Raw genomic sequence first — 19,750 nt, 5'->3', positions numbered from 1 at the left:
ATTTTCAATTGGAGCCTTCTGAAAAGGCTCTCTTTTTTATTCATCAATTAAAGCGTTCCTGATGTTGGGAAAGATCAAGACCCATATTTTCAGATTCCTCCGAAACTCTTAATGTAATGATCGCATTGGTAACTTTATACAACAATAAAGATCCGAGAAAAGTAAATGCAGACACCAGAAATAATGCAGCCAAATGGTGAAGGAATACCTCAACGCCACCATGAAGGAGACTTGCTTTTTCACCATGAGCAAAAATGGCCGTCAGAATCATTCCCATAATTCCTCCTACTCCATGGCAGGCAAAAACATCCAAGGTATCATCTATCTTATTTAAAGCTTTCCAATTCACCATCAGATTAGAAACAATGGCAGAAATAAACCCTATGAAAAGACTCTCCTGAATACTTACAAATCCACATCCAGGGGTAATAGCCACAAGCCCTACCACCGCACCAATACAAGCTCCCAAAGCAGAGATGCTCCTCCCGTTGATTCTGTCAAAAAATATCCAGGTCATCATGGCAGAAGCTGAGGCAATGGTGGTAGTTCCAAAAGCAGTTGCTGCAGAAGCAGAAGCACTTAAAGCAGATCCGGCATTAAATCCAAACCACCCAAACCACAGCATTCCTGTACCCAGCAGTACATAGGGAATATTGGAAGGTTCATGATGTGGATTTTTCCGTTTTCCCAATACTAAAGCTCCGGCAAGTGCTGCAAAACCTGCACTCATATGCACTACGGTTCCTCCTGCAAAGTCTTTTACCCCAAAGTATTTGTTCAGAAGCCCATCAGGATGCCATACCATGTGACAAAGCGGAGTATAAATACAAATACTGAACAGTACAATGAATAAAAGATAAGAAATGAAACGAACACGTTCTGCAAAAGACCCGGTAATAATCGCAGGAGTAATAACGGCAAATTTCATCTGGAATAAGGCAAACAGAATAAAAGGAATAGTGGGAGCCATCATGCTATGCGGCAAGTTCCCTACTCCATTAAAAAAGGGATAACTTAACGGATTTCCAATAATTCCGTAATGTTTCCCTGCAATAGTAATTCCCAAAGATTCACCAAAGGATAATGAAAAACCAACGACTACCCATACCATAGAAATTACCCCTAACGCAATAAAACTCTGCAGCATGGTAGAAATTACATTCTTTCTGCCTACCATTCCTCCATAAAAAAAGGATAATCCCGGTGTCATCAGCAATACAAGTCCTGCTGCTGCTAAAATCCAGGCAACATCAGCTCCTACAATTTTATCTTCAGTTAAAAACGCTCCTTTATCAGCAATATCTGTAACCGGATTCCATAACAAACCTCCAATGGCCACCAATGCAATAAGAGCGAATGAAACGATCCATTTTAATCCTATTTTCATGAAATTTATATTTAACCCTATCAAAATTACATATAAATATCATGAAAAAGTTATTTATTTAACAAACACCCCTATTAAAAACTATTCATCTAATAATATTATCGCTTTTTCACTGAATATTTCATTCAGGATTTTAGAAACCTCTTTGGCTTTCGTGGCTGGAAACAGATGGGTTCCTCCTTTAATGATATAATCAGGTTTTGAATTTTTGATTGGAAAAACAATATCCTTATCTCCCAATATCTGGATGACCTTTGGATTCTCTTCAAATTTCCATTCAGCCACTTTTTCTACAGACCATTTCAGATAGTAAGGGTCTCTCACTCTGAAATACTGGAGAATTCTAGGATTCTTTGGATCGAACAATTTTCTGAGTACACCATATACATTGGCTGCTCTTGCATTAAATAGTCCTACGGGTAATATTCTAGGGATTTTAGTTACTTCCCCAGTCTTTATGAATTTGGATTTTTCTTTATCAGATTTGATGCTTCCCAGAATGACTACTTTTTCGGCTGGTTTCAGACGGTTGATCTCTTGCACCATAATTCCGCCAAAAGAATATCCAACCAAACAGAATGGCTCTGAAGGATCTATTTTCTCTGCCATTCTTTCTACATAAGCATGAAAAGGTTCATTTTTTTCCGGGATGAGCCAGTCTATAAAAATAAGTTCACAATGCTTGGGAAACTGTAATCTTTCAAGTACCTTGAAGTCTGCTCCAAGACCGCTTACAACATAAATTTTCATCCTACTAATTTATAAAAAAAGCAGAAAAGCTACCATTGAGATTAAAAGAATTTAACCTATAAATTTTATAACACAGATGTGCCCCTATTATTCTTCATCACTTTATCCCACAAAAAAAGCAGCTCCTAAGAACTGCTTTTTTATCAACATTACATTTAATTTTATTTCTTCTTTGCAGGAACTCTGTTTTCGTTATCCAGTTTTTCAGTAGATACTTTAAACTGAATATCCATTTCGTTCTTGATGAAGTAATCTTTCAAGGAAGACTGATAGAACACTTTAAAGTCTCTTCTGTTTAGAGAGAACTTCGCAGATTCAATCACTGTAGTAAACTGAGTTACGTATACATTCGCTGGGAAAGTAATCGTCTTTCTCACCCCTTTAAGGGTAAGATCTCCGTATACTGTAGAATTATACTCACTGTTTGCTAATGGAATAATTTTAGTTAAATGGAATTTAGCAACCGGAAATTTCTTCACTTCAAAGAAATTCGTACTTTTCAGGTCATTGGTAAGTTTAATCTGATCTTCATCAGAAACATCACCAGCCATCATACTTCTCATATCTATTATAAACTCACCATCTACCAATACCGTATGATCGAAGTTGAATTTTCCACTTTTTAATTTTATCGTTCCTGAATGGGAGGAAGCCTCAGTTTTTACAACCTTATATCCCCACCACCTGATCTCTGATGAAGTCACTTTTGAAACTTTATCAAATTTCCTTTGGGCAGAAACAAATGATATGCTTGCGCACACCATAGCAAACAATAGTAATCTTTTCATTCTTTTTTATTTACAATTCAACAAAAATAAAAAAAAGTGTAGAACTTCTACACTTTTAACAATCTTTTTTTGATTAAATTATTGAGCAGTTACTTTTACTAGCATATCAATATCATCTTTCACAAAAACATCCTGCATTGTAGACTTGTAAGCAACATCAAATTTCTGTCTGTCGAAAGAGAATTTGTTAGATACTAAACTTACTACTCCTTTGCTGTAAGAAATTTTAGCCGGGAAAGTAACCGGGCTTGTTTTTCCTTTCAAAGTAAGAGTTCCTGTTACTAAAGAGTTATAAACTTTATCGTTGTTTTTCTTTACTCCTGTAATTTTAAAAGTAGCAGTAGGGAATTTTTCAACTTCAAAGAAGTCACCGTTCTTAAGGTGTCCGTTTAATTTTTGCTGATATTCTCCTGTAAGATCAGTAGCGTTGATAGAAGTCATATCCAATACGAAGTTTCCTCCTACAAGTTGGTTTCCTTTCATTACCATATCACCTGATTTTACTTTCACAGTTCCATCGTGAGAACTTGCCTCAGATTTCGCTACTTTATATCCCCACCAGTGAACATCAGACGCTACTACTTTTTTGGACTGACCGAAAGCTAAACCACCAGCTAATACTGCTAATAAAAATATTTTTTTCATTGTTTAGAATTATTTTAATTAAGTTTAGAGCAAAGGTAGCCATCTTATTCGATAGATTTCATTGATGTATATCAAGAAAGTTATTTATTTTTATGAATAATATCATCCCATAAAAAAACTCCGAATTTCTTCGGAGCTTTCTTTTTATTCTTGATAGTAGGCAGTGTAGAGTGCCATACCTTTTAATGCTGTATGATTTTGCTTGACCAGATAAATCGGGATGTTTCTGAGCATTCCCTCCATTTTATCACTGATCTTGAATTTTTCGTAAAACTTATCCTTATCTATATATTCTCTTACCATCTGAGGAATATCTCCTGCAATCAGAAGACCTCCTGTAGCTTTAACTTTTAAAGTAAGGTTGTTGGCCTCTCTTGCCAGAAACTCAAGGAAAGTATCTAACGCAATTTTACAGATCAATACATTATCTTCAACGGCTGCTTTGTAAAGTTCTTCAACGAAATTGCCATTAGCCAGACGTTCTCCTAACCATTCAGGCTCCGGATGTCTTTTTACATCTCTCAAGAAACGATAAATATTGAATAATCCGGACTTGGATAATACATTTTCCCAGCTCACAATACCATAAATATTATTAAGGAACTGATAAAATTCAACTTCAACATTTGTTCTTGGCGAAAATTCAGAGTGTCCTCCTTCTGTTGCAAAAGGTCTCAGGTTTTTTCCGTCAAAGAAATACCCAGCTTCTCCTAATCCGTTTCCTGGAGCAAGGATGGCTACGTTTCCTTTTTCAAAATGACCGCTGGTATAAATGGCTTCAAGATCATTATCTTCAAGAAGAGCCATTCCATAGGCAGAAGCTTCAAGGTCGTTCAGCATTTCTACTTTTTCAAAACCGAAGTCTCTTTTATATTCTTCAACATCTAAGTTCCAGCCTAATCTTGCTGGATTACTTTTTCCGTCAATTACAGGACCTGGCACTGCCATTCCCAGACGTTTTACATTGTCCAACTGATTATCCTGAATAAACTTCTTTAAGATGTCATTAAAGGAAGCATATTCCTTAGTAGAATACGTATTTTGTAGTGTAATCTCAAGACCTCCGTTACCGGAAACAAAATAGCCTAAGATCGTTATATCTTCACGGAGACTTGCCCCAATGATAGAAACATTATCATTATTACTGTTCTCTACTCCTGGTAAATAAAGTGGAAATTTTGGATTCAGAATCATAACCTCAAATTTTACCAAATATAATAATTGTTTTCGTAAATCCTGCACAGAACCAAAAAACCTTTCCACTTTCGTGAAAAGGTTTTGGTTAATAATTGTTTATATATTAAATCTAACTACTTTCCTAATGGAATATTATAACCGAATCCTACTCCGATATTCCCCACATTATAGTCCTGACCAGCTAAATCTCCTTTAGTTCCAACAAAAACCTTTTGGTATTGTACGAAGAAGTTCCAATCTCTGTTGTGGTATCCGATCTCCGGTTTGATGTAGAAACCACCGTTTGCTCTTTCAACATTCGTGTTAGAAGCAACCGTTTTATCTCCTACTAAGAATCCGTATCCTAAGTCAGTTCCGAAATAGAAACCTGTTTGTTTTGGATAAATTCTTATTAATGCAGCTACAGGAACTACTCCTACATCATTATTTTTATACCCGTTATTTTCTTTTCCAAAATAGTGAGTATATCCTGATGCGATACCTAATCCAAATCCAGGTGTAATCAGGTTTTGGTAAGCTACATCCACTCCTACTGCTGCAGAAAGGTTATCTGCAGGAACTGCTAAACCAACATTTGCGCCCACTTTGATCATATTGTTCATTTGTGAACTTTGTGCGCTTGCTATACCTGCTGTTAAAATTCCAGCCAGCAATATTGCTTGTTTAAACATTTTCATAACTCTAATTTTTAAATTTTACTAAACAAGAGGATGTAAAAATCGTGCCAAGCAAGGCTTTTTCTTCTTATTTAACATAAAACAAAAACACAAAACAATGATTATCAATAATTTACTTATTGTTAAAATTTAAATGTTTGTTTAACAGTTTTTATAAAAAAGAGAACTTAAAATGTGAAATAAATCTAAAAAGTTAAAAATTTGAAGAATAAAAAACGTAACAATTTGATATAAAACAGATTCTATATGTTGGAAAACGCAAGGGCGCAAAGAAATTTAGATATAATACTGTTTTTAAGGCGCAAGAGAATCAAAGATTCTCAGCAAGAATAATGCTTTATTTCTTGCCACGAATGCACGAATAAATCATTATTATACAGTCTTAAAAGCCTATGCAACTATATGGTTTAAACTTTTTATTAACCCCATAGGTACATAGATTATTTATGCGAAAAAAATGATTCGTGCATTCGTGGCGATTAAGAATCTTGATTTTTTATACCTCTATCATCATCTGCAAAATCAGCGAGAGATCAACAGCATTCAATTTTATCGCAGATAAAATCCTTGCGTCTTAAAACATCATCCATGTAAAAGAACTTGCGCCTTTATGTTTTCCAACAATCCTACCCTCGTTACTCATTATCAATTACCCATGATAATATTAACAAACCTTAACCCGTTATTATTTTAACCTTTTTCTCTCAGAAACATCAAAAAAATAAATGCTCTCACCATGGCTGATTCATTATTAAAAAACAAACATCTTCTCTGGCGCGCAGGTTTCGGTGTTGGAATTAATCAAATTGATGATTTGAAAAATAAAAACCCTAAAACGCTGATTAATGAATTATTTAAAGAAGATAGCTTTACGGAAATCAATTATGATACACCTGATATAGATCCTACCGCAGATATGATGAACACTACAGCTCCTGCTGAAAAGAAAAAGGAAATGCAAAGGATCTATAGAGCACAGAATGAAGAATTGAATCTCAATTTTCTGGATAAGATGGTGAATAGCAAGGAACAGATGAGGGAAAAGATGGCTTTTTTCTGGCATGGTCATTTTGCATCGCGGGTTCTTAATCCAAAATTTAACCGACAGTTATTAAATACTATCCGGAAGAATGCATTGGGAAATTTTAAAGATCTGCTTTTTGAGGTAAGCCAGTCTCCGGCCATGCTTAATTTTCTGAATAATCAGCAAAATAAAAAGGATCATCCGAATGAAAATTTCGCCCGTGAAGTCATGGAACTTTTTACTATGGGAAGAGGAAATTACACGGAAAAGGATGTCAGAGAGGGAGCCAGAGCATTTACAGGATGGAGCTATGACAAGGAGAGCAACTTTAAGGAAAGAAAGAACCAACATGATGAAGGAACCAAGACTTTTCTGGGAAAAACAGGTAATTTTGATGGCACCGATGCTTTACATACTATTCTGGAGCAAAAAGCGACTGCTAAGTTTATCACAGCCAAAATCTATAAGTTTTTCGTCAATGAAAATGTAGATCAGGATATTGTGAACACCCTAAGCACTAGCTTCTACAACTCCGGTTATGATATTAAGAAACTGATGAATGATATCTTTTCAAGTTCATGGTTTTACGATCAGAAAAATATCGGAAACAGGATAAAATCTCCCATAGAACTAATGGCTGGAATGATGCGAATGCTTCCGATGCAGATTCAGAATCCTGAAAACCTCATCGTGTACCAAAAGCTATTAGGACAAATGCTGCTTTATCCGCCCAATGTGGCAGGATGGCCAAATGGAAGATCGTGGATTGACAGCTCTACTCTGATGCTGAGGCTTCAGGTACCGCAGATCTGGTCAGGTCTTCGTCCTTTGGAATATAGTCCACGACAGGATGATGATATTGATATGGGAATGAAATCTAAAGAAACTGCTTTGAATAAAAGCTTTAAAAACCCTAATATCACTATAGACTGGAGCCGTGTAGATCAGATTTTCGCTCGTAAAAACTGTGAAGATTATCTGATTCAAAATCCAAAGAGTCTGGATATGAATACAGTGAAAAATTTCTCTGATAAAAGTACAAAAATGACTATTATTAACCTGATGTCAACTCCGGAATATCAATTAATGTAAACTAAGGTAAAAGGTAGCAGATTTTAGGTAGCAGAGCTGCAACCCTATCAACCTATACCTGTCACTTGTAATCCAATTGCAACCTAAACTTAAATCACTATGTTAATCAAAAGAAGAGAATTCCTCAAAATAAGTTCACTGGCCACAGCTTCCCTCTTAATGCCTAACTTTTTAAAGGCCATGACGCTAGATGAAGCTTTAAATCCCAATCAGAATATTCTGGTAGTCCTCCAGTTTACAGGTGGAAATGATGGCTTAAATACGATTATACCTGCAAAAAATGATATTTATTTCAGGGAAAGAAAAACGCTTGCAGTTCAGGATTCTTTATCTCTTACGGATGAAGCTGGAATTAATCCTTCCCTATCCTATTTTAAAGAGCTTTTTGATAACGGAGAACTTTCCGTCATGAACAATGTAGGTTACCCCAATCCGGATAAGTCTCATTTCCGAAGCATGGACATCTGGCAATCCGCCAGCAAAAGTGATGAATTTCTGGATACAGGATGGCTAGGCCGTTTTCTGGATGAGGAATGTTACCGTTGTGAGCATCCCACACAAGCACTGGAAGTAGATGATATGTTGAGTCTTGCCTTGAAGGGAGAAAATAACAAAGCTTTTGCCTTTAAAGATCCTAAAAGATTATATCAGACCAGTCAGGAGAAATATTTCAAATCACTTTATGACCACCATCACGACGATGAAACGGTTTCCTATCTTTATCAGACTTTAGGCTCTACGATTAATAATGCAGGCTATATTTTTGAGAAAAGTAAAGCTAAAAAAACAGAGCAGACTTACCCTAATTCTCAGTTGGGAAAAGATTTTAAAACAGTAGCTTCCTTAATCAAATCAGATATCAATACCCAGGTGTATTATGTTTCAATTGGAAGTTTTGATACGCATGTGAACCAGAATGATCGTCAGAAAAAACTATTCGATGATATTAATGAAGCGGTGAAATCCTTTGTTGCGGATATGAAAAGTGATGGCTTATTCAATAATATTCTTTTGATGACTTTCTCTGAGTTTGGGCGCCGTGTGGCTCAGAATGCCAGCAATGGGACGGATCACGGAACAGCCAACCAGATGTTTTTCATCAGTGGAAATCTTAAAAAGAAAGGTTTACTGAACAGTCTTCCTGATCTGCAGAATTTGAATGAAGGTGATCTGATCTATACTGAAGATTTCAGAAAAGTATACGCTACAATCCTTAAAAACTGGCTGAAGGCTGATTCTTCTAAGGTTTTAGGATGGAAAAATGGGGTCTATGACTTTATATAAATCAACCTGAGGTTTATTTTAACCACAAATCAAAGATTATCTCCTGTTAGTCGATGAATGTTATTTCGACGAAGTCAAAAGGCATAAAAGTTTTAACACTCAAGTTATTTTTAAGTTATCACTAAATGTTTAAGAAGTTCACTTAAGTTTTTGAAAATCTCCGATTTTATTGAATTTCACAATAAATATTTCAGTTGAAGGACTGCACATTCCCCTCTTCCGGAGGGGTGGCAAAAATTCAAAGAATTTTTGACGGGGTGGTTTCCTAATCCTTACAACGCCTTACATCACCAAAAAAAAAGAGACCATCGCTAATGACAGTCTCTTTCAATAATTATAAATTTTAAACTACTTCTACGTTTAAGCAGTAATCTGCTTTGGTTCTTTCTCTTTCTGATCTTCTTTTTTATCAAGTTTCTCAGATATTTTTTTAACGATATATTCAATCGCTATGGGAGCTATAATAGCAATAAGTGCTTTAAATATTCTTGATTTCATAGGGTGATTTTGTTCCTAATGACTACAACTTCCAAGCCAATATAAAGATTAGGGATATATTTTCTATTTATAATTTACATACAAATAGTAGATTAAATCCATAAATAGCCCATGAAATCTATATAAAACTACTTTTTTCAGGAGTTTCAAGTTCCTGATAATTTTTACTTCCTGCTTTGAATTTCTCTTCCATCCTCAATCTTAATTTCTGAGGTTTATGTACTATCAGAGAATCCCCAAAGCCCAGTAACAATCTTTCCAATTCAAAATTGATCTGTACACAGATTTTAAAGAGAGTTCCTTCTTCTGTTTCACTTACAATTTCCTGACTTTTATGCAATGGTTTTGTTTTTACATAAGGAGCATTCGCTGCATCTACAAAGAAAACGATGTTCTTAGGAACTATAGATTCTGCAACGGTAACCCCTACAATATCTTTAAAATACTCATCTCCATCCAGATTCTTATCAATATAGGAGGTCTTTTCATCCAGTTCAATACTTTCCATCCTGTCTAATGCCAGATTATACATTTTCTGCTTGTAAAGACAGATCAGAAACCAACGGTTGTTATATTCCTTCAACAACTGCGGATGAACGGTATACACACTGGACTCTCTTGCGGTGAAACTTTTGTATAAAATTTTCAGCACCTTTTTATTGAGAACACTTTCATAGAGGATATCAATATGTTCCAATCCTTTCAGCTGCTCATTTTTATCCAAATGAATAACGGATTTCTGGCTGGTAGAATGAATTGAATCCTCCAGTTTCTGGATCACCCCATTCATTTCTTTGAACATTGAAAAGTCTTTAAACTGTTTCAGGATCTGAACCGCATTATTCATCGCCTTCAGATCGCTTTCATTCACAGAAATATTATGAATGCTGTATTCCGGATCGCTGTACCGATAATATTTTCTTTCGTAAACCTCAATGGGAGCTTCATATCCGAACTTTTCACTTCGCATATTCTGAAGATCCAGCTGAATAGTTCTTTTGCTTACATAGGATTCTTTGCCCTCAAATTCAAACAGAGCTTCGGAACACTCATCAATAAGATCTTCAAGTGTATACTGCCGGTATTTATTTTTGAGGCACTTGTCTAATGTTTTATAACGGATCAGAGCGTTTTTATTGGATGACATGATTATTATTTTTGTCTACAACCTATTTCTCTCTCAACGGATTTCCTTCAAAGATCAATCCGTCCCATCCAAATTCCATAAAGTTTCTGATATTCTGATGATCTATTCCGTTAGGGTTTTTAAGAACATCTTCTCTGTAAAACTCTCCGAAAAGCGGAAGTGTTTCTTCTTTGGTTAAACCATGGTAGGACGCAAAACCGAATATTTTACATGAACCGTTATTCTGTCCTTCTTCATTTCTTGTATTTCCGTTTTTGAAAGCTGTAGGTGTGAAATCGTAGTTTGCATCAATATAGGCAATCACATCATTGAATTGAACGGTTTCAGGAAAATGCTTTAATTGTTCTAATAATATCATAGTTGTAAGTTTTAATTTTCTTTAAAGGTCAAAACTCTAATTTTCTAATCAGTGAATTTGCCTTTTTATATATTTTTTGTAAAAATAATCAAAAATTTTACATCTACGCAAAACTATTGCGTAATAGTGTTATTACTTTGCATCATCAAAATGACATAACAATGGAATTTAATGGAAATCACTTAATCGAATTGGGATATAGACCAGCTAAATGGTTTAAAGATGCCATTACTTATATTAATGAGAATCATCTGGATGAAATTCAGATCAAAGAATATCTGGAACAGTTCAAGCAACCTGAACATATTCCACTTCATGAAACCACTCCTGAGTTTATCATTAACATCAGAGCTGAACATGAAAATGAAAACGATAATGTAGAAAAAGTAATCAGAACTATGAAAACGCTGATGAAAACTCCTACCCTAACTGCCGGAGCTATAATGCCTGATGCCTGTCCAACAGGTCCTGAAGGTCAGATTCCTGTGGGAGGTGTAGTGGTCGCAAAAAATGCCATTCACCCGGGATTCCATAGCGCAGATATCTGTTGTTCTGTCATGCTGACTGATTTTGGAAAGGTTAATCCTAAAGATATTCTGGATGCTGCTCATTCTGTGACGCATTTCGGATACGGAGGAAGACCAAGAGGAGAACAGATGCCTATGTCTCAGGAATTGATGGATGCTTTCAGAGAAAATGAATTCTTAAATGATGAAAAACTGATTAGTATTGCCCGTTCTCATATGGGAACACAGGGAGACGGAAATCATTTCCTTTTCGTTGGAGTTTCCAAAAATACAGGAAATACGATGCTGGTTACGCATCATGGATCAAGAGCTCCGGGTGCTGCATTATATGATAAAGGGATGAAAGTTGCTAACCGTTTCAGACAGGATATTTCTCCTGAAACGTTAAAAGAAAATGCATGGATTCCTTATGATACGGAAGAAGGAAAAGCCTATTGGGAAGCTCTTCAGCTTATCAGAACATGGACTAAAGAGAACCATACTTCTATTCATGACGCCGTTTTAAATAAACTGGGAATGGAAAAAGAAAACAGATATTGGAATGAACATAATTTTGTTTTCAAAGATGGAGATCTGTTTTATCATGCTAAAGGAGCTACTCCACTGGATGATAAGTTTATGCCCGATATTACAGGACCAAGACTGATTCCGTTGAATATGGCTGAACCAGTATTGATTGTTCAGGGAAAAACGAATGAGAGAAACCTTGGTTTTGCCCCACACGGAGCGGGAAGAAATTACAGCAGAAGTCAGCATAAAAGATCTTTAGCACATAAAACCACTGAAGAGATCTTCAATGAGGAAACTGCAGGATTGGATATCCGATTCTATTCCAATGAAATTGATATTTCTGAACTGCCAAGCGCTTATAAAAGTGCAGCCAATGTAAGAGCACAGATTGAAGAATATGGACTTTGTGAAGTTCTGGATGAAGTGATGCCTTACGGATGTATTATGGCGGGTGACGTTCAAAAAAATGCACCATGGAAGAATAAGAAGAAATATAGAAAAGCATAATTCTTTATTTACTATTTAAACCTTACTTGATAATTAAACCTTATAGGTTTTTGAAACCTATAAGGTTGTCAAAAAAACTAATAACCCAACCTTGCACGTGTAAAAGCCTGTAAGGTTCATGAAAACTTTTTTCATAACGGCAGGGGCAGTAGCTCAGATGGTTAGAGCAACAAAGACTACTTTTCGCCTCAGGCAAATAAAGTTCCTATGAATCACCAGGTTTGTGGGTCACAGGTTCGAGTCCTGTCTGCTCCTCAATACAATTTAAGGCAAAGAAAGTTCCTATATGTTAGAAATACTTTCCGCCTTTTCACCAATCATAAGGCTAAGGGAGTTCCTATATTTTTTGGATAAAATACTCCCCGCTTTATAAAACTATAGGTAAAAGGAGTTCCTATAACACTTCACTTTTAATGAACCTACTCCTCACTTATTTTTTTAAAATGAAAACAATGAAAACACTACAATTATTCAATGCTGTACTGACTAAGGAATCCAATGCAGAGCCATTTATTTCTCATGACGGTTTTATTATTGAACCTCATGCAGTTTGGGCCAAAAAAGAAATCATCTCCTATTATTCAAAAGAAAAGCTGAACGGAAATGATTTGAATAAAACGTTCCATAAATCTTGGGAGAAAATAAAGAACACTTCCAGAATTGATTTGTTTTTTGAACAGATTCAACATTATATTTCAACCTATGGAAGTAATTTTCAAAATGAAATTTACATTCCTACAGAAATATTGAATGTTCCTGATACGAAACTGATTTTTAAAGTAATAAAGGCTTATACCATAGAAGAAATGCAGGAAAAATGTCTTTCTCTGTTGAAATCCGGAATTGCTTTGAAAGAAGAAACGATTGATGATTTGCTGTATATTCTGCATACAGAACTGGAATATGATTTTACAGGAAAGGAAAATATCAGAAATAAGGAAGCCATTATAAAAATAGCTGACCTATATGACATTTATCCTGAAAATCCTGTTGAGTTTTTCCGTTATGTGATTTATAAGACAACCCAGACAACGCTTTTAATCAAAAATGATGAATTGATCGGTTTAATTAAGCAGAGTAAATTCAACCCAACTTATCTGTTCGAAAGTTTTGGGATGGAAAAATTGGCAGAAATTTTCAACAGATTTAAGCCGTTATTCCTAGCTTATAAAAACAGAGCTCCGAAAGCAATTAATAAAATTTCGAAGCTGTCTAAAGTACATCATAAGCCATTAATTTCGAACCCACTGAATGATGCGACCAATACTTTGCTGGAAAACAGCGATTGGCATTGGCTGGAAAATGCGACACCGTTTGCATTATTTAAAGCATTGTCAGCATGTTACTCAAGAATGTATGGTCAGGATACTTTTGTGTATAGAGTCAGAAACGGAAAATCATGGGTTAAAAAGGGGAAGGAAACTTATGTGAATCAATTCAACTATGAATTTATTTTAGATTTTCTGAAACTGAAGTATGAAAATATTTCCGGAAAGAAATTCTATTTCCCTGAAAATATAGAATTTGCACTCCCAACTTCTGAAAAAATGTTTGTTGGAAATATTCCTACCGGAACCCGTTTTTACGGAGATAGATTAGCCGTTGGTATCTATTGGGAAGATCAATGGGGAGCTCGTGACCTTGACCTTTCCGGATTGAATATAGCCGGAAAAATAGGTTGGAATACCGCTTATAATTACGCTGAAGGACAATTAATGTATTCCGGAGATATGACTTCTGCTCCTAACGGTGCTGTTGAATATCTATACGCTAATAAAGGACTGAGTACTCCAACACTTGTTATGAACAACGTTTTCAGCGGAGATGCCAACTGTGGATATAAAATCGTGATCGGAAAAGGAGACAATATTTCCTATGATTATATGATGAATCCTAACCAACTCTTTGCCGAAGCCAGATGTAATTCTGTTCAGAAGCAAATGATCCTGGGAATGCTGCTGCCAAAAAACGAAAAACAATGTTTCGTACTATTGAATTTCGGAGCGGGTCATTCTCATGTTTCAGGAAATACGGAAGTATCTGCGATGGCAACCAGTGCGTTGTATCAGCAATGGTATGAAGCGATGTCCTTCAATGAGCTTATCAAAGAGCTTGGAGCAGAGATTACAACAGAAAAAGCAGAAGCTGATTTCGATTTCTCTTTGGAGAGTCTAGAAAAAGATAGCTTTATAAAAGTATTTAAATAAAAATGCGCTGTTCAAAAATTTTGAATAGCGCTTTTATTTTAGCTGCTTGTTTTATCTCTCGCAGATTTTGCGGATAACGCAGATTTATTTTAAAATCAAATGTCTGTTATACATTCATTTTTTTAATGGAAAAATACCCCTCTTTACCCTCAACAATCACTTTCTTACCGTAATCAATCTGAATATTGAACATATTTTCTAGCGGAAACTGCAGTATTTGCTGCAGAATCAGACGAATTACGCCAGCGTGGGCGATAATCAGAATTTTTTCTCTGTCTTTTTTAATAACCAATTCATTCCAAAAACTAAGGACGCGGGTTTGCATTTCAAGGAGGTTTTCTCCGCCTGAAGCTTTAACATGGATAAAATCTTTATACCACGGATTGATTTCTTCCTCCGGAATTTCCGTCCATTTCTCCAGCTCCCAGTTTCCGAAATTCATCTCACGAAGTCTTTCATCTGTTGAATAATTCAACTTAAAATGCTCTGCCAAAAGACAACAACGTTGTGCCGGACTTGAAATCACTAAGTCAAAATCGTTATCCAGATTTAAGCTTTTAAAATCGTCCGGATATTCCTTTCGTAAGGGTATTTCGGCAAATCCATAACATAGATTTCCTGGATTATCTACAGCGGTATGACGGATCAGATGAATTTCCATACGATCATGGTTCCTAAGTAAAACAACACTTCAGTCACCTGTTGTACAGCTCCCAGACAGTCTCCGGTATAGCCGCCGATATGTTTTTTAAAATACCAGCCCATGCAGATCTTCCCTAAATAAGCCAATGCAAAAGCCAGCAGCAACCGCCAGTCTGGAATTAAGGAAAAGGAAAGCAAAACACTGATAAATCCAACCAGTAAAGCCATTCCATCCAAAGGTTTATTCGCTAAAGGTTTTGATTTGCTAACGTCAATATCTGTCACATACTGATGGGTATAGATCATGGTTCCGGAAATAAATCGGCTTGAAGTGTGTGCCAGGATAATAATTCCCAGAGTTTTCATCAGATCAACAGTTCCCAAAGCCTGAATACTAAGAAATTTTAAAGCAAACAATAAAATTATTCCAATAGTTCCATAAGCTCCTACTCTGCTGTCTTTCATGATGGTGAGGATCTTCTCTTTTCCATATCCGCCACCGAAACTATCGCACATATCTGTAAAACCATCCTCATGAAATGCTCCGGTCAGAAGAACGCTGCTAATCATCATCAAAACAATTCCTATTTCCAGATTAAAAAGCTGAGCAGAAAGGTATAAAATCCCTGCATTCATCAATCCTACCAAAAGACCTACCCATGCAAAGTATTTCTGAGATTTATTCATGATCTCTCCGGAATACGGAATAGTGAACGGGACTGGAATTCTGGTGAAGAACATCAGTGCCGTTGCAAAATAGATCAGTTCATTCTTTAGGGTCTTCATTTATTCTTTATTTGAAACATGAGCATCTTCAAAACTTGACATTTCATTCAGGAAATTTACAGCACTTTGAATAAGCGGATAAGCCAATGCACAGCCTGTTCCTTCTCCCAAACGTAAGTTAAGGTTCAGTAAAGCTTTCTGTCCCAATAAGTCAATAAGCTGAAGATGGGCGTTCTCGTCACTTACATGACAGAATATACAGTTTTTCAAGATATCGGGGTTCTTTTTCCATGCGGTAGCTATGGCAACAGTAGCAATAAATCCATCTATCATAATCAGCATATTCTGACGGAAGGCTTCTTCCATTGCACCGATCATCTGCGCAATTTCCAATCCGCCAAAAGTCTGTGCAATTTCGTCCGGAGTTTTAACAGTCGGATATTTCTCTATTGCGGCTGATAAAATATTAATCTTATTCTGCAATTGGTCATCATTCAATCCCGTTCCACGTCCGATACAGCTTACAACAGGAAGATCGAATAACTTACTCATCATCAAAGAAGATACAGACGTATTTCCAATTCCCATTTCACCAAATCCAATGATATTACAGCCTGTTTCAGCAATCTCTGCCACTACCGAACTTCCATTTTGTAAAGCCTGCTGATATTCTTCAGAGGTCATCGCCGGTTCCTCCAAAATATTACGGCTGGATTTTCTGACTTTCATATCCATTAAATCCAATCCTTCCGAGAAATCAAAATTGACTCCTGCATCTACAATTTTAATATTGATTCCCTGCTGCCTGCAGAATACATTGATGGCTGCTCCACCGCCTAAAAAGTTCATCACCATCTGATAGGTAACTTCCTGCGGATAGGCACTTACTCCAGCGGTTGCAATCCCGTGATCGGCAGCAAAAACTACCATATGAGGATTCAATAACTTTGGAGAAGTTGTATTCTGAACCATTCCTATTTTGTGGGCAAGATTCTCCAGATGTCCTAATGCGCCTAGAGGTTTTGTTTTGAAATCAATTTTATGTTGTAAATCAGTTGTCAACATGGTTGTAAAAGTAATTATGTTAAATAGAGAAAGTGCAATATTAGTGAAATAAGGAGTATTGTAGGTAATGTTTGTAATATGGATAGGGAGAAAATAGATAATAGACGAAAAGATGAGAGACAAGATAGGCTGAAAAGGAATATCGGATCCAATATTGAAAAGTACACAGCTTTGCATCACAAGTCCCATACCTCAAAATATTCCACATCTCCTACCCCGAAACTCCCAACATTGTACCTCGAATCACGAATCTCGCAACCCTACGCAGGAACATTGCGCATCACTCTCTTTACTTTGTAGTATAAAATTGAAAACAATGACACCAAAAATACTAGAAAAGATAAAAGAAGTGGAAGCTACACGAGGCGTAGAAGTACTTCTTGCCGTTGAGTCTGGAAGCAGAGCCTGGGGTTTTGCCTCTCCGGACAGCGATTATGATATACGTTTTATATACCGCCATGAAAAAGACTGTTATCTTTCGCCATGGGACAAGGATGAAACGATAGAATTTATGACGGAAGATGATCTTGATGGCTCCGGATGGGACCTCCGAAAGACTTTTCATCTTTTACTGAAATCGAATGCTGCTTTATTGAGCTGGTTCTACTCTCCTATCGTTTATAAGGAAAATGCAAAGTTTGTAGACCTGTTCAAACCATTGGCTGATGCCTGTTTTTCTCCGATAGCAGTTTCCTATCACTATGTAAGCATGAGTAAAAAATATCTGGAAGCCTGCAGGGCTGATGAAGTAAAATTAAAAAGCTATTTTTATTGTTTAAGAACTGCTTTAACCGGGAAATGGATCGTAGAAAAAGGAACTGTTCCTCCGGTATTATTCAGTGAATTGCTTGTTTTAGTAGATAATGAAACCAGAACAAAAATAGAAGACCTTATCGCCTTAAAAGCTACCAAAGGAGAAGCTTATTATCACCCAAATGATTGGAAATTATTTGATTTTTTGGAGAAAACCATAGCTTATAATGAGGAAAAATCGAAAGGTTTGAAGAGTGGAAAGGCGGATAAAGCTGAGATGGAGAGGGTTTTTAGGGAGATATTAACTTAAAAATAAATAATTATGACCATCCAAGACCTCAAAAATAAAACCCTTCTCCTCTTCGAAGCCATCTCCGGAAGCCGCGCTTTCGGGCTGGCCACTGAAACTTCGGATACGGATATCCGTGGAGTGTACTATCTGCCGAAGGAAGATTACTTTGGGCTGAACTACATTCCACAGATTTCCAATGAGACGAATGATATTACGTATTATGAAATCGGGAGGTTTGTGGAACTATTGCAAAAGAATAATCCTAATATTCTGGAGGTTTTAGCAAGTCCTGAGGATTGTATTCTGTACAAACATCCGTTGATGGATCTGCTGAAATCAGAAGATTTTCTCTCCAAATTATGCAAAGATACCTTTGCCGGGTATGCAGTTTCTCAGATTAAAAAGGCTAAAGGTCTTAATAAGAAGATCTTAAATCCTATTGATAAAGAAAGAAAATCTATTCTTGATTTCTGTTTTATTCTGGACGGTCAAGGTTCTGTTTCTCTGAAAAAATGGCTTTCGGAGAATGGTAAAGTTCAGGAAAAATGCGGATTGACAGCTATTGACCATACGAAAGGAATGTTTGCTTTATTCTATGATGATTCGCAGACATTAGGTTATAAGGGAATTATCCAATATGAAGAAGCCAACCAGGTTTCTGTATCTTCTGTTCCAAAAGATGAAAAACCGGAAGCTTACCTCTTCTGTAATCTGGATGCCTACTCCACCTACTGCAAAGATTACAGGGAATACTGGAAATGGGTAGAAGAACGCAATGAAGACCGATACAACGTCAACCAAACGCATGGACAAAACTATGACAGCAAAAATATGATGTACACCATCCGTTTGCTGCAGTCATGCGAACAGATCTTTAGGAATCATTTACTACAAATCCGGGTAGACAACCGGGATGAATTACTGGATATTAAATCCGGCAACTGGTCTTATGAGGCTGTCTTGGAAAAAGCAGAAAACCTTATTGAATCTATTGAGCATCATCATTCTGTTTCCCTTCTTCCTGAATCACCTGATCTGGAGAAAACAACCAAGATCCTGGTTGAGATAAGAGAACAATTATACGGGAAGTCATAAGTAATGAGCAATAAATAATGAGTAATGAGTAATGAATACTGGGAAGCTACAACTGTGGTCGCCCACTCTCATACTCTCATACTCTCCCACCCTCAAACTTACTTCTTCTTCGAAGCCTTTGCTATTTTGTTATAATCTAGACAAAGTTTCATCCAATACTCAAAATCTTCAGGTTTCTGAAAGCCGATGGGTTCTACATAACAGTATTCTTTTAGCTGTTTTCCTCTCATAATCATGGGAAGAAAACCAATTTTTTCCGCCACTTCTTCTTCCTTTTCGGGGTTATAACGGCACATTAGATTGTCGTGACTGATATTGACACACATTTTATCATTCACCAGAAATGCCAGTCCACCGAACATTTTCTTTTCTTCAATCTTACTATCATTCACTTGGGCCAGCCATTCACGGACCCTGTCTGCCAGTTCAATATTATAAGCCATGATGATTATATTTTATAGTAAAGATAAGGATTACTACCATTCCTTTAACTGGCCGATCACTTTTAAAAATAAAATTTCATTTAAATTAATTATTGTTTTACGATAATTAATTATACATTTGCAATACTAATTAATG

Annotated in this window: 19 protein-coding genes and 1 tRNA gene; 7 read left to right on the top strand and 13 right to left on the bottom strand. The window is 36.3% G+C overall.

Annotation, left to right across the window (positions count from 1 at the left end):
• Positions 1–43 precede the first annotated feature (43 nt).
• From BLS98_RS01140 to BLS98_RS01115, 6 genes are all read right to left on the bottom strand, one after another.
• Complete coding sequence (locus tag BLS98_RS01140) at positions 44–1,387, bottom strand: ammonium transporter (protein ID WP_089732767.1); 1,344 nt, start codon at positions 1,385–1,387, stop codon at positions 44–46.
• An 81-nt stretch (positions 1,388–1,468) separates the two neighbouring features.
• Positions 1,469–2,137 carry an alpha/beta hydrolase gene (locus BLS98_RS01135; protein WP_089732765.1) on the bottom strand — a complete coding sequence of 223 codons (669 nt, stop codon included), beginning with the start codon at positions 2,135–2,137 and terminating at the stop codon, positions 1,469–1,471.
• Between the two features lie 161 nt (positions 2,138–2,298).
• Positions 2,299–2,925 carry a YceI family protein gene (locus BLS98_RS01130; protein WP_089732763.1) on the bottom strand — a complete coding sequence of 209 codons (627 nt, stop codon included), beginning with the start codon at positions 2,923–2,925 and terminating at the stop codon, positions 2,299–2,301.
• Positions 2,926–3,003: 78 nt separating this feature from the next.
• A complete protein-coding gene (locus BLS98_RS01125) occupies positions 3,004–3,570 on the bottom strand; it encodes a YceI family protein (protein WP_089732761.1) in 567 nt (188 codons plus the stop codon).
• Positions 3,571–3,714: 144 nt separating this feature from the next.
• Positions 3,715–4,764: a glucokinase gene (locus BLS98_RS01120; protein WP_089732759.1), complete on the bottom strand. Its 1,050-nt coding sequence runs from the start codon at positions 4,762–4,764 to the stop codon at positions 3,715–3,717.
• Positions 4,765–4,880: 116 nt separating this feature from the next.
• A complete protein-coding gene (locus BLS98_RS01115) occupies positions 4,881–5,444 on the bottom strand; it encodes a hypothetical protein (protein ID WP_089732756.1) in 564 nt (187 codons plus the stop codon).
• Between the two features lie 736 nt (positions 5,445–6,180).
• Here BLS98_RS01115 and BLS98_RS01110 point away from each other — a divergent pair.
• Complete coding sequence (locus tag BLS98_RS01110; protein ID WP_089732754.1) at positions 6,181–7,560, top strand: DUF1800 domain-containing protein; 1,380 nt, start codon at positions 6,181–6,183, stop codon at positions 7,558–7,560.
• A 99-nt stretch (positions 7,561–7,659) separates the two neighbouring features.
• Positions 7,660–8,844, top strand: coding sequence for a DUF1501 domain-containing protein (locus BLS98_RS01105; RefSeq protein ID WP_089732752.1), 1,185 nt, complete (start codon positions 7,660–7,662; stop codon positions 8,842–8,844).
• A 360-nt stretch (positions 8,845–9,204) separates the two neighbouring features.
• Here the strand turns inward: BLS98_RS01105 and BLS98_RS23155 are convergent, their stop codons facing one another.
• The 3 genes from BLS98_RS23155 to BLS98_RS01095 all read right to left on the bottom strand — a co-directional run bounded on the left by BLS98_RS23155 (position 9,205) and on the right by BLS98_RS01095 (position 10,847).
• Entirely contained in the window at positions 9,205–9,342 is a 138-nt protein-coding gene (locus BLS98_RS23155; RefSeq protein ID WP_002980888.1) for a hypothetical protein, read from the bottom strand.
• Positions 9,343–9,460: 118 nt separating this feature from the next.
• Positions 9,461–10,489: a helix-turn-helix transcriptional regulator gene (locus BLS98_RS01100; RefSeq protein WP_089732749.1), complete on the bottom strand. Its 1,029-nt coding sequence runs from the start codon at positions 10,487–10,489 to the stop codon at positions 9,461–9,463.
• 22 nt (positions 10,490–10,511) lie between these two features.
• Positions 10,512–10,847, bottom strand: a complete 336-nt coding sequence (locus BLS98_RS01095) for a HopJ type III effector protein (RefSeq protein WP_167356151.1) — start codon at positions 10,845–10,847, stop codon at positions 10,512–10,514.
• 743 nt (positions 10,848–11,590) lie between these two features.
• Here BLS98_RS01095 and BLS98_RS23730 point away from each other — a divergent pair.
• The 3 genes from BLS98_RS23730 to BLS98_RS01085 all read left to right on the top strand — a co-directional run bounded on the left by BLS98_RS23730 (position 11,591) and on the right by BLS98_RS01085 (position 14,598).
• Complete coding sequence (locus BLS98_RS23730) at positions 11,591–12,391, top strand: RtcB family protein (protein ID WP_394331775.1); 801 nt, start codon at positions 11,591–11,593, stop codon at positions 12,389–12,391.
• Between the two features lie 142 nt (positions 12,392–12,533).
• Positions 12,534–12,646: transfer RNA gene (locus tag BLS98_RS23150), tRNA-OTHER, on the top strand.
• Positions 12,647–12,843: 197 nt separating this feature from the next.
• The gene (locus BLS98_RS01085; protein WP_139166055.1) at positions 12,844–14,598 is read left to right on the top strand and encodes a hypothetical protein; all 1,755 of its coding nucleotides are present in this window, start codon (positions 12,844–12,846) and stop codon (positions 14,596–14,598) included.
• A gap of 106 nt (positions 14,599–14,704) precedes the next feature.
• On the opposite strand, the gene cobC is transcribed toward BLS98_RS01085, so the two are convergent.
• The 3 genes from cobC to cobT are packed head-to-tail and all read right to left on the bottom strand — an operon-like array spanning position 14,705 to position 17,220.
• Positions 14,705–15,259: an alpha-ribazole phosphatase family protein gene (cobC, locus tag BLS98_RS01080; RefSeq protein ID WP_089732743.1), complete on the bottom strand. Its 555-nt coding sequence runs from the start codon at positions 15,257–15,259 to the stop codon at positions 14,705–14,707.
• Entirely contained in the window at positions 15,244–16,026 is a 783-nt protein-coding gene (locus tag BLS98_RS01075; RefSeq protein ID WP_089732740.1) for an adenosylcobinamide-GDP ribazoletransferase, read from the bottom strand. The genes cobC and BLS98_RS01075 overlap by 16 nt, the downstream gene beginning before the upstream one ends.
• On the bottom strand, positions 16,027–17,220 hold the full coding sequence (cobT, locus tag BLS98_RS01070; protein WP_228425422.1) for a nicotinate-nucleotide--dimethylbenzimidazole phosphoribosyltransferase: 1,194 nt from the start codon (positions 17,218–17,220) through the stop codon (positions 16,027–16,029).
• A 127-nt stretch (positions 17,221–17,347) separates the two neighbouring features.
• On the opposite strand from cobT, the gene BLS98_RS01065 reads away from it, so the two are divergent.
• Together BLS98_RS01065 and BLS98_RS01060 are read left to right on the top strand one after the other, a co-directional pair.
• The gene (locus BLS98_RS01065) at positions 17,348–18,094 is read left to right on the top strand and encodes a nucleotidyltransferase domain-containing protein (RefSeq protein ID WP_089732738.1); all 747 of its coding nucleotides are present in this window, start codon (positions 17,348–17,350) and stop codon (positions 18,092–18,094) included.
• A 12-nt stretch (positions 18,095–18,106) separates the two neighbouring features.
• On the top strand, positions 18,107–19,171 hold the full coding sequence (locus BLS98_RS01060) for a nucleotidyltransferase domain-containing protein (RefSeq protein ID WP_089732736.1): 1,065 nt from the start codon (positions 18,107–18,109) through the stop codon (positions 19,169–19,171).
• Between the two features lie 98 nt (positions 19,172–19,269).
• Here the strand turns inward: BLS98_RS01060 and BLS98_RS01055 are convergent, their stop codons facing one another.
• The gene (locus tag BLS98_RS01055) at positions 19,270–19,614 is read right to left on the bottom strand and encodes a TfoX/Sxy family protein (protein ID WP_089732734.1); all 345 of its coding nucleotides are present in this window, start codon (positions 19,612–19,614) and stop codon (positions 19,270–19,272) included.
• Positions 19,615–19,750 lie beyond the last annotated feature (136 nt).

This window comes from Chryseobacterium jejuense (assembly GCF_900100075.1).
Lineage (GTDB): Bacteria > Bacteroidota > Bacteroidia > Flavobacteriales > Weeksellaceae > Chryseobacterium > Chryseobacterium jejuense.
The sequence above is the reverse complement of the archived record's forward strand: the minus strand, read 5'-3'. Positions and strand labels throughout refer to the sequence as shown.

Excerpts from the sequence above, each read along its gene's own strand:
- BLS98_RS01140 (WP_089732767.1), bottom strand. The coding sequence starts at position 1,387 with ATGAAAATAGGATTAAAATGGATCGTTTCATTCGCTCTTATTGCATTG.
- BLS98_RS01135 (WP_089732765.1), bottom strand. The coding sequence starts at position 2,137 with ATGAAAATTTATGTTGTAAGCGGTCTTGGAGCAGACTTCAAGGTACTT.
- BLS98_RS01130 (WP_089732763.1), bottom strand. The coding sequence starts at position 2,925 with ATGAAAAGATTACTATTGTTTGCTATGGTGTGCGCAAGCATATCATTT.
- BLS98_RS01125 (WP_089732761.1), bottom strand. The coding sequence starts at position 3,570 with ATGAAAAAAATATTTTTATTAGCAGTATTAGCTGGTGGTTTAGCTTTC.
- BLS98_RS01120 (WP_089732759.1), bottom strand. The coding sequence starts at position 4,764 with ATGATTCTGAATCCAAAATTTCCACTTTATTTACCAGGAGTAGAGAAC.
- BLS98_RS01115 (WP_089732756.1), bottom strand. The coding sequence starts at position 5,444 with ATGAAAATGTTTAAACAAGCAATATTGCTGGCTGGAATTTTAACAGCA.
- BLS98_RS01110 (WP_089732754.1), top strand. The coding sequence starts at position 6,181 with ATGGCTGATTCATTATTAAAAAACAAACATCTTCTCTGGCGCGCAGGT.
- BLS98_RS01105 (WP_089732752.1), top strand. The coding sequence starts at position 7,660 with ATGTTAATCAAAAGAAGAGAATTCCTCAAAATAAGTTCACTGGCCACA.
- BLS98_RS23155 (WP_002980888.1), bottom strand. The coding sequence starts at position 9,342 with ATGAAATCAAGAATATTTAAAGCACTTATTGCTATTATAGCTCCCATA.
- BLS98_RS01100 (WP_089732749.1), bottom strand. The coding sequence starts at position 10,489 with ATGTCATCCAATAAAAACGCTCTGATCCGTTATAAAACATTAGACAAG.
- BLS98_RS01095 (WP_167356151.1), bottom strand. The coding sequence starts at position 10,847 with ATGATATTATTAGAACAATTAAAGCATTTTCCTGAAACCGTTCAATTC.
- BLS98_RS23730 (WP_394331775.1), top strand. The coding sequence starts at position 11,591 with ATGGGAACACAGGGAGACGGAAATCATTTCCTTTTCGTTGGAGTTTCC.
- BLS98_RS01085 (WP_139166055.1), top strand. The coding sequence starts at position 12,844 with ATGAAAACACTACAATTATTCAATGCTGTACTGACTAAGGAATCCAAT.
- cobC (WP_089732743.1), bottom strand. The coding sequence starts at position 15,259 with ATGGAAATTCATCTGATCCGTCATACCGCTGTAGATAATCCAGGAAAT.
- BLS98_RS01075 (WP_089732740.1), bottom strand. The coding sequence starts at position 16,026 with ATGAAGACCCTAAAGAATGAACTGATCTATTTTGCAACGGCACTGATG.
- cobT (WP_228425422.1), bottom strand. The coding sequence starts at position 17,220 with ATGGGACTTGTGATGCAAAGCTGTGTACTTTTCAATATTGGATCCGAT.
- BLS98_RS01065 (WP_089732738.1), top strand. The coding sequence starts at position 17,348 with ATGACACCAAAAATACTAGAAAAGATAAAAGAAGTGGAAGCTACACGA.
- BLS98_RS01060 (WP_089732736.1), top strand. The coding sequence starts at position 18,107 with ATGACCATCCAAGACCTCAAAAATAAAACCCTTCTCCTCTTCGAAGCC.
- BLS98_RS01055 (WP_089732734.1), bottom strand. The coding sequence starts at position 19,614 with ATGGCTTATAATATTGAACTGGCAGACAGGGTCCGTGAATGGCTGGCC.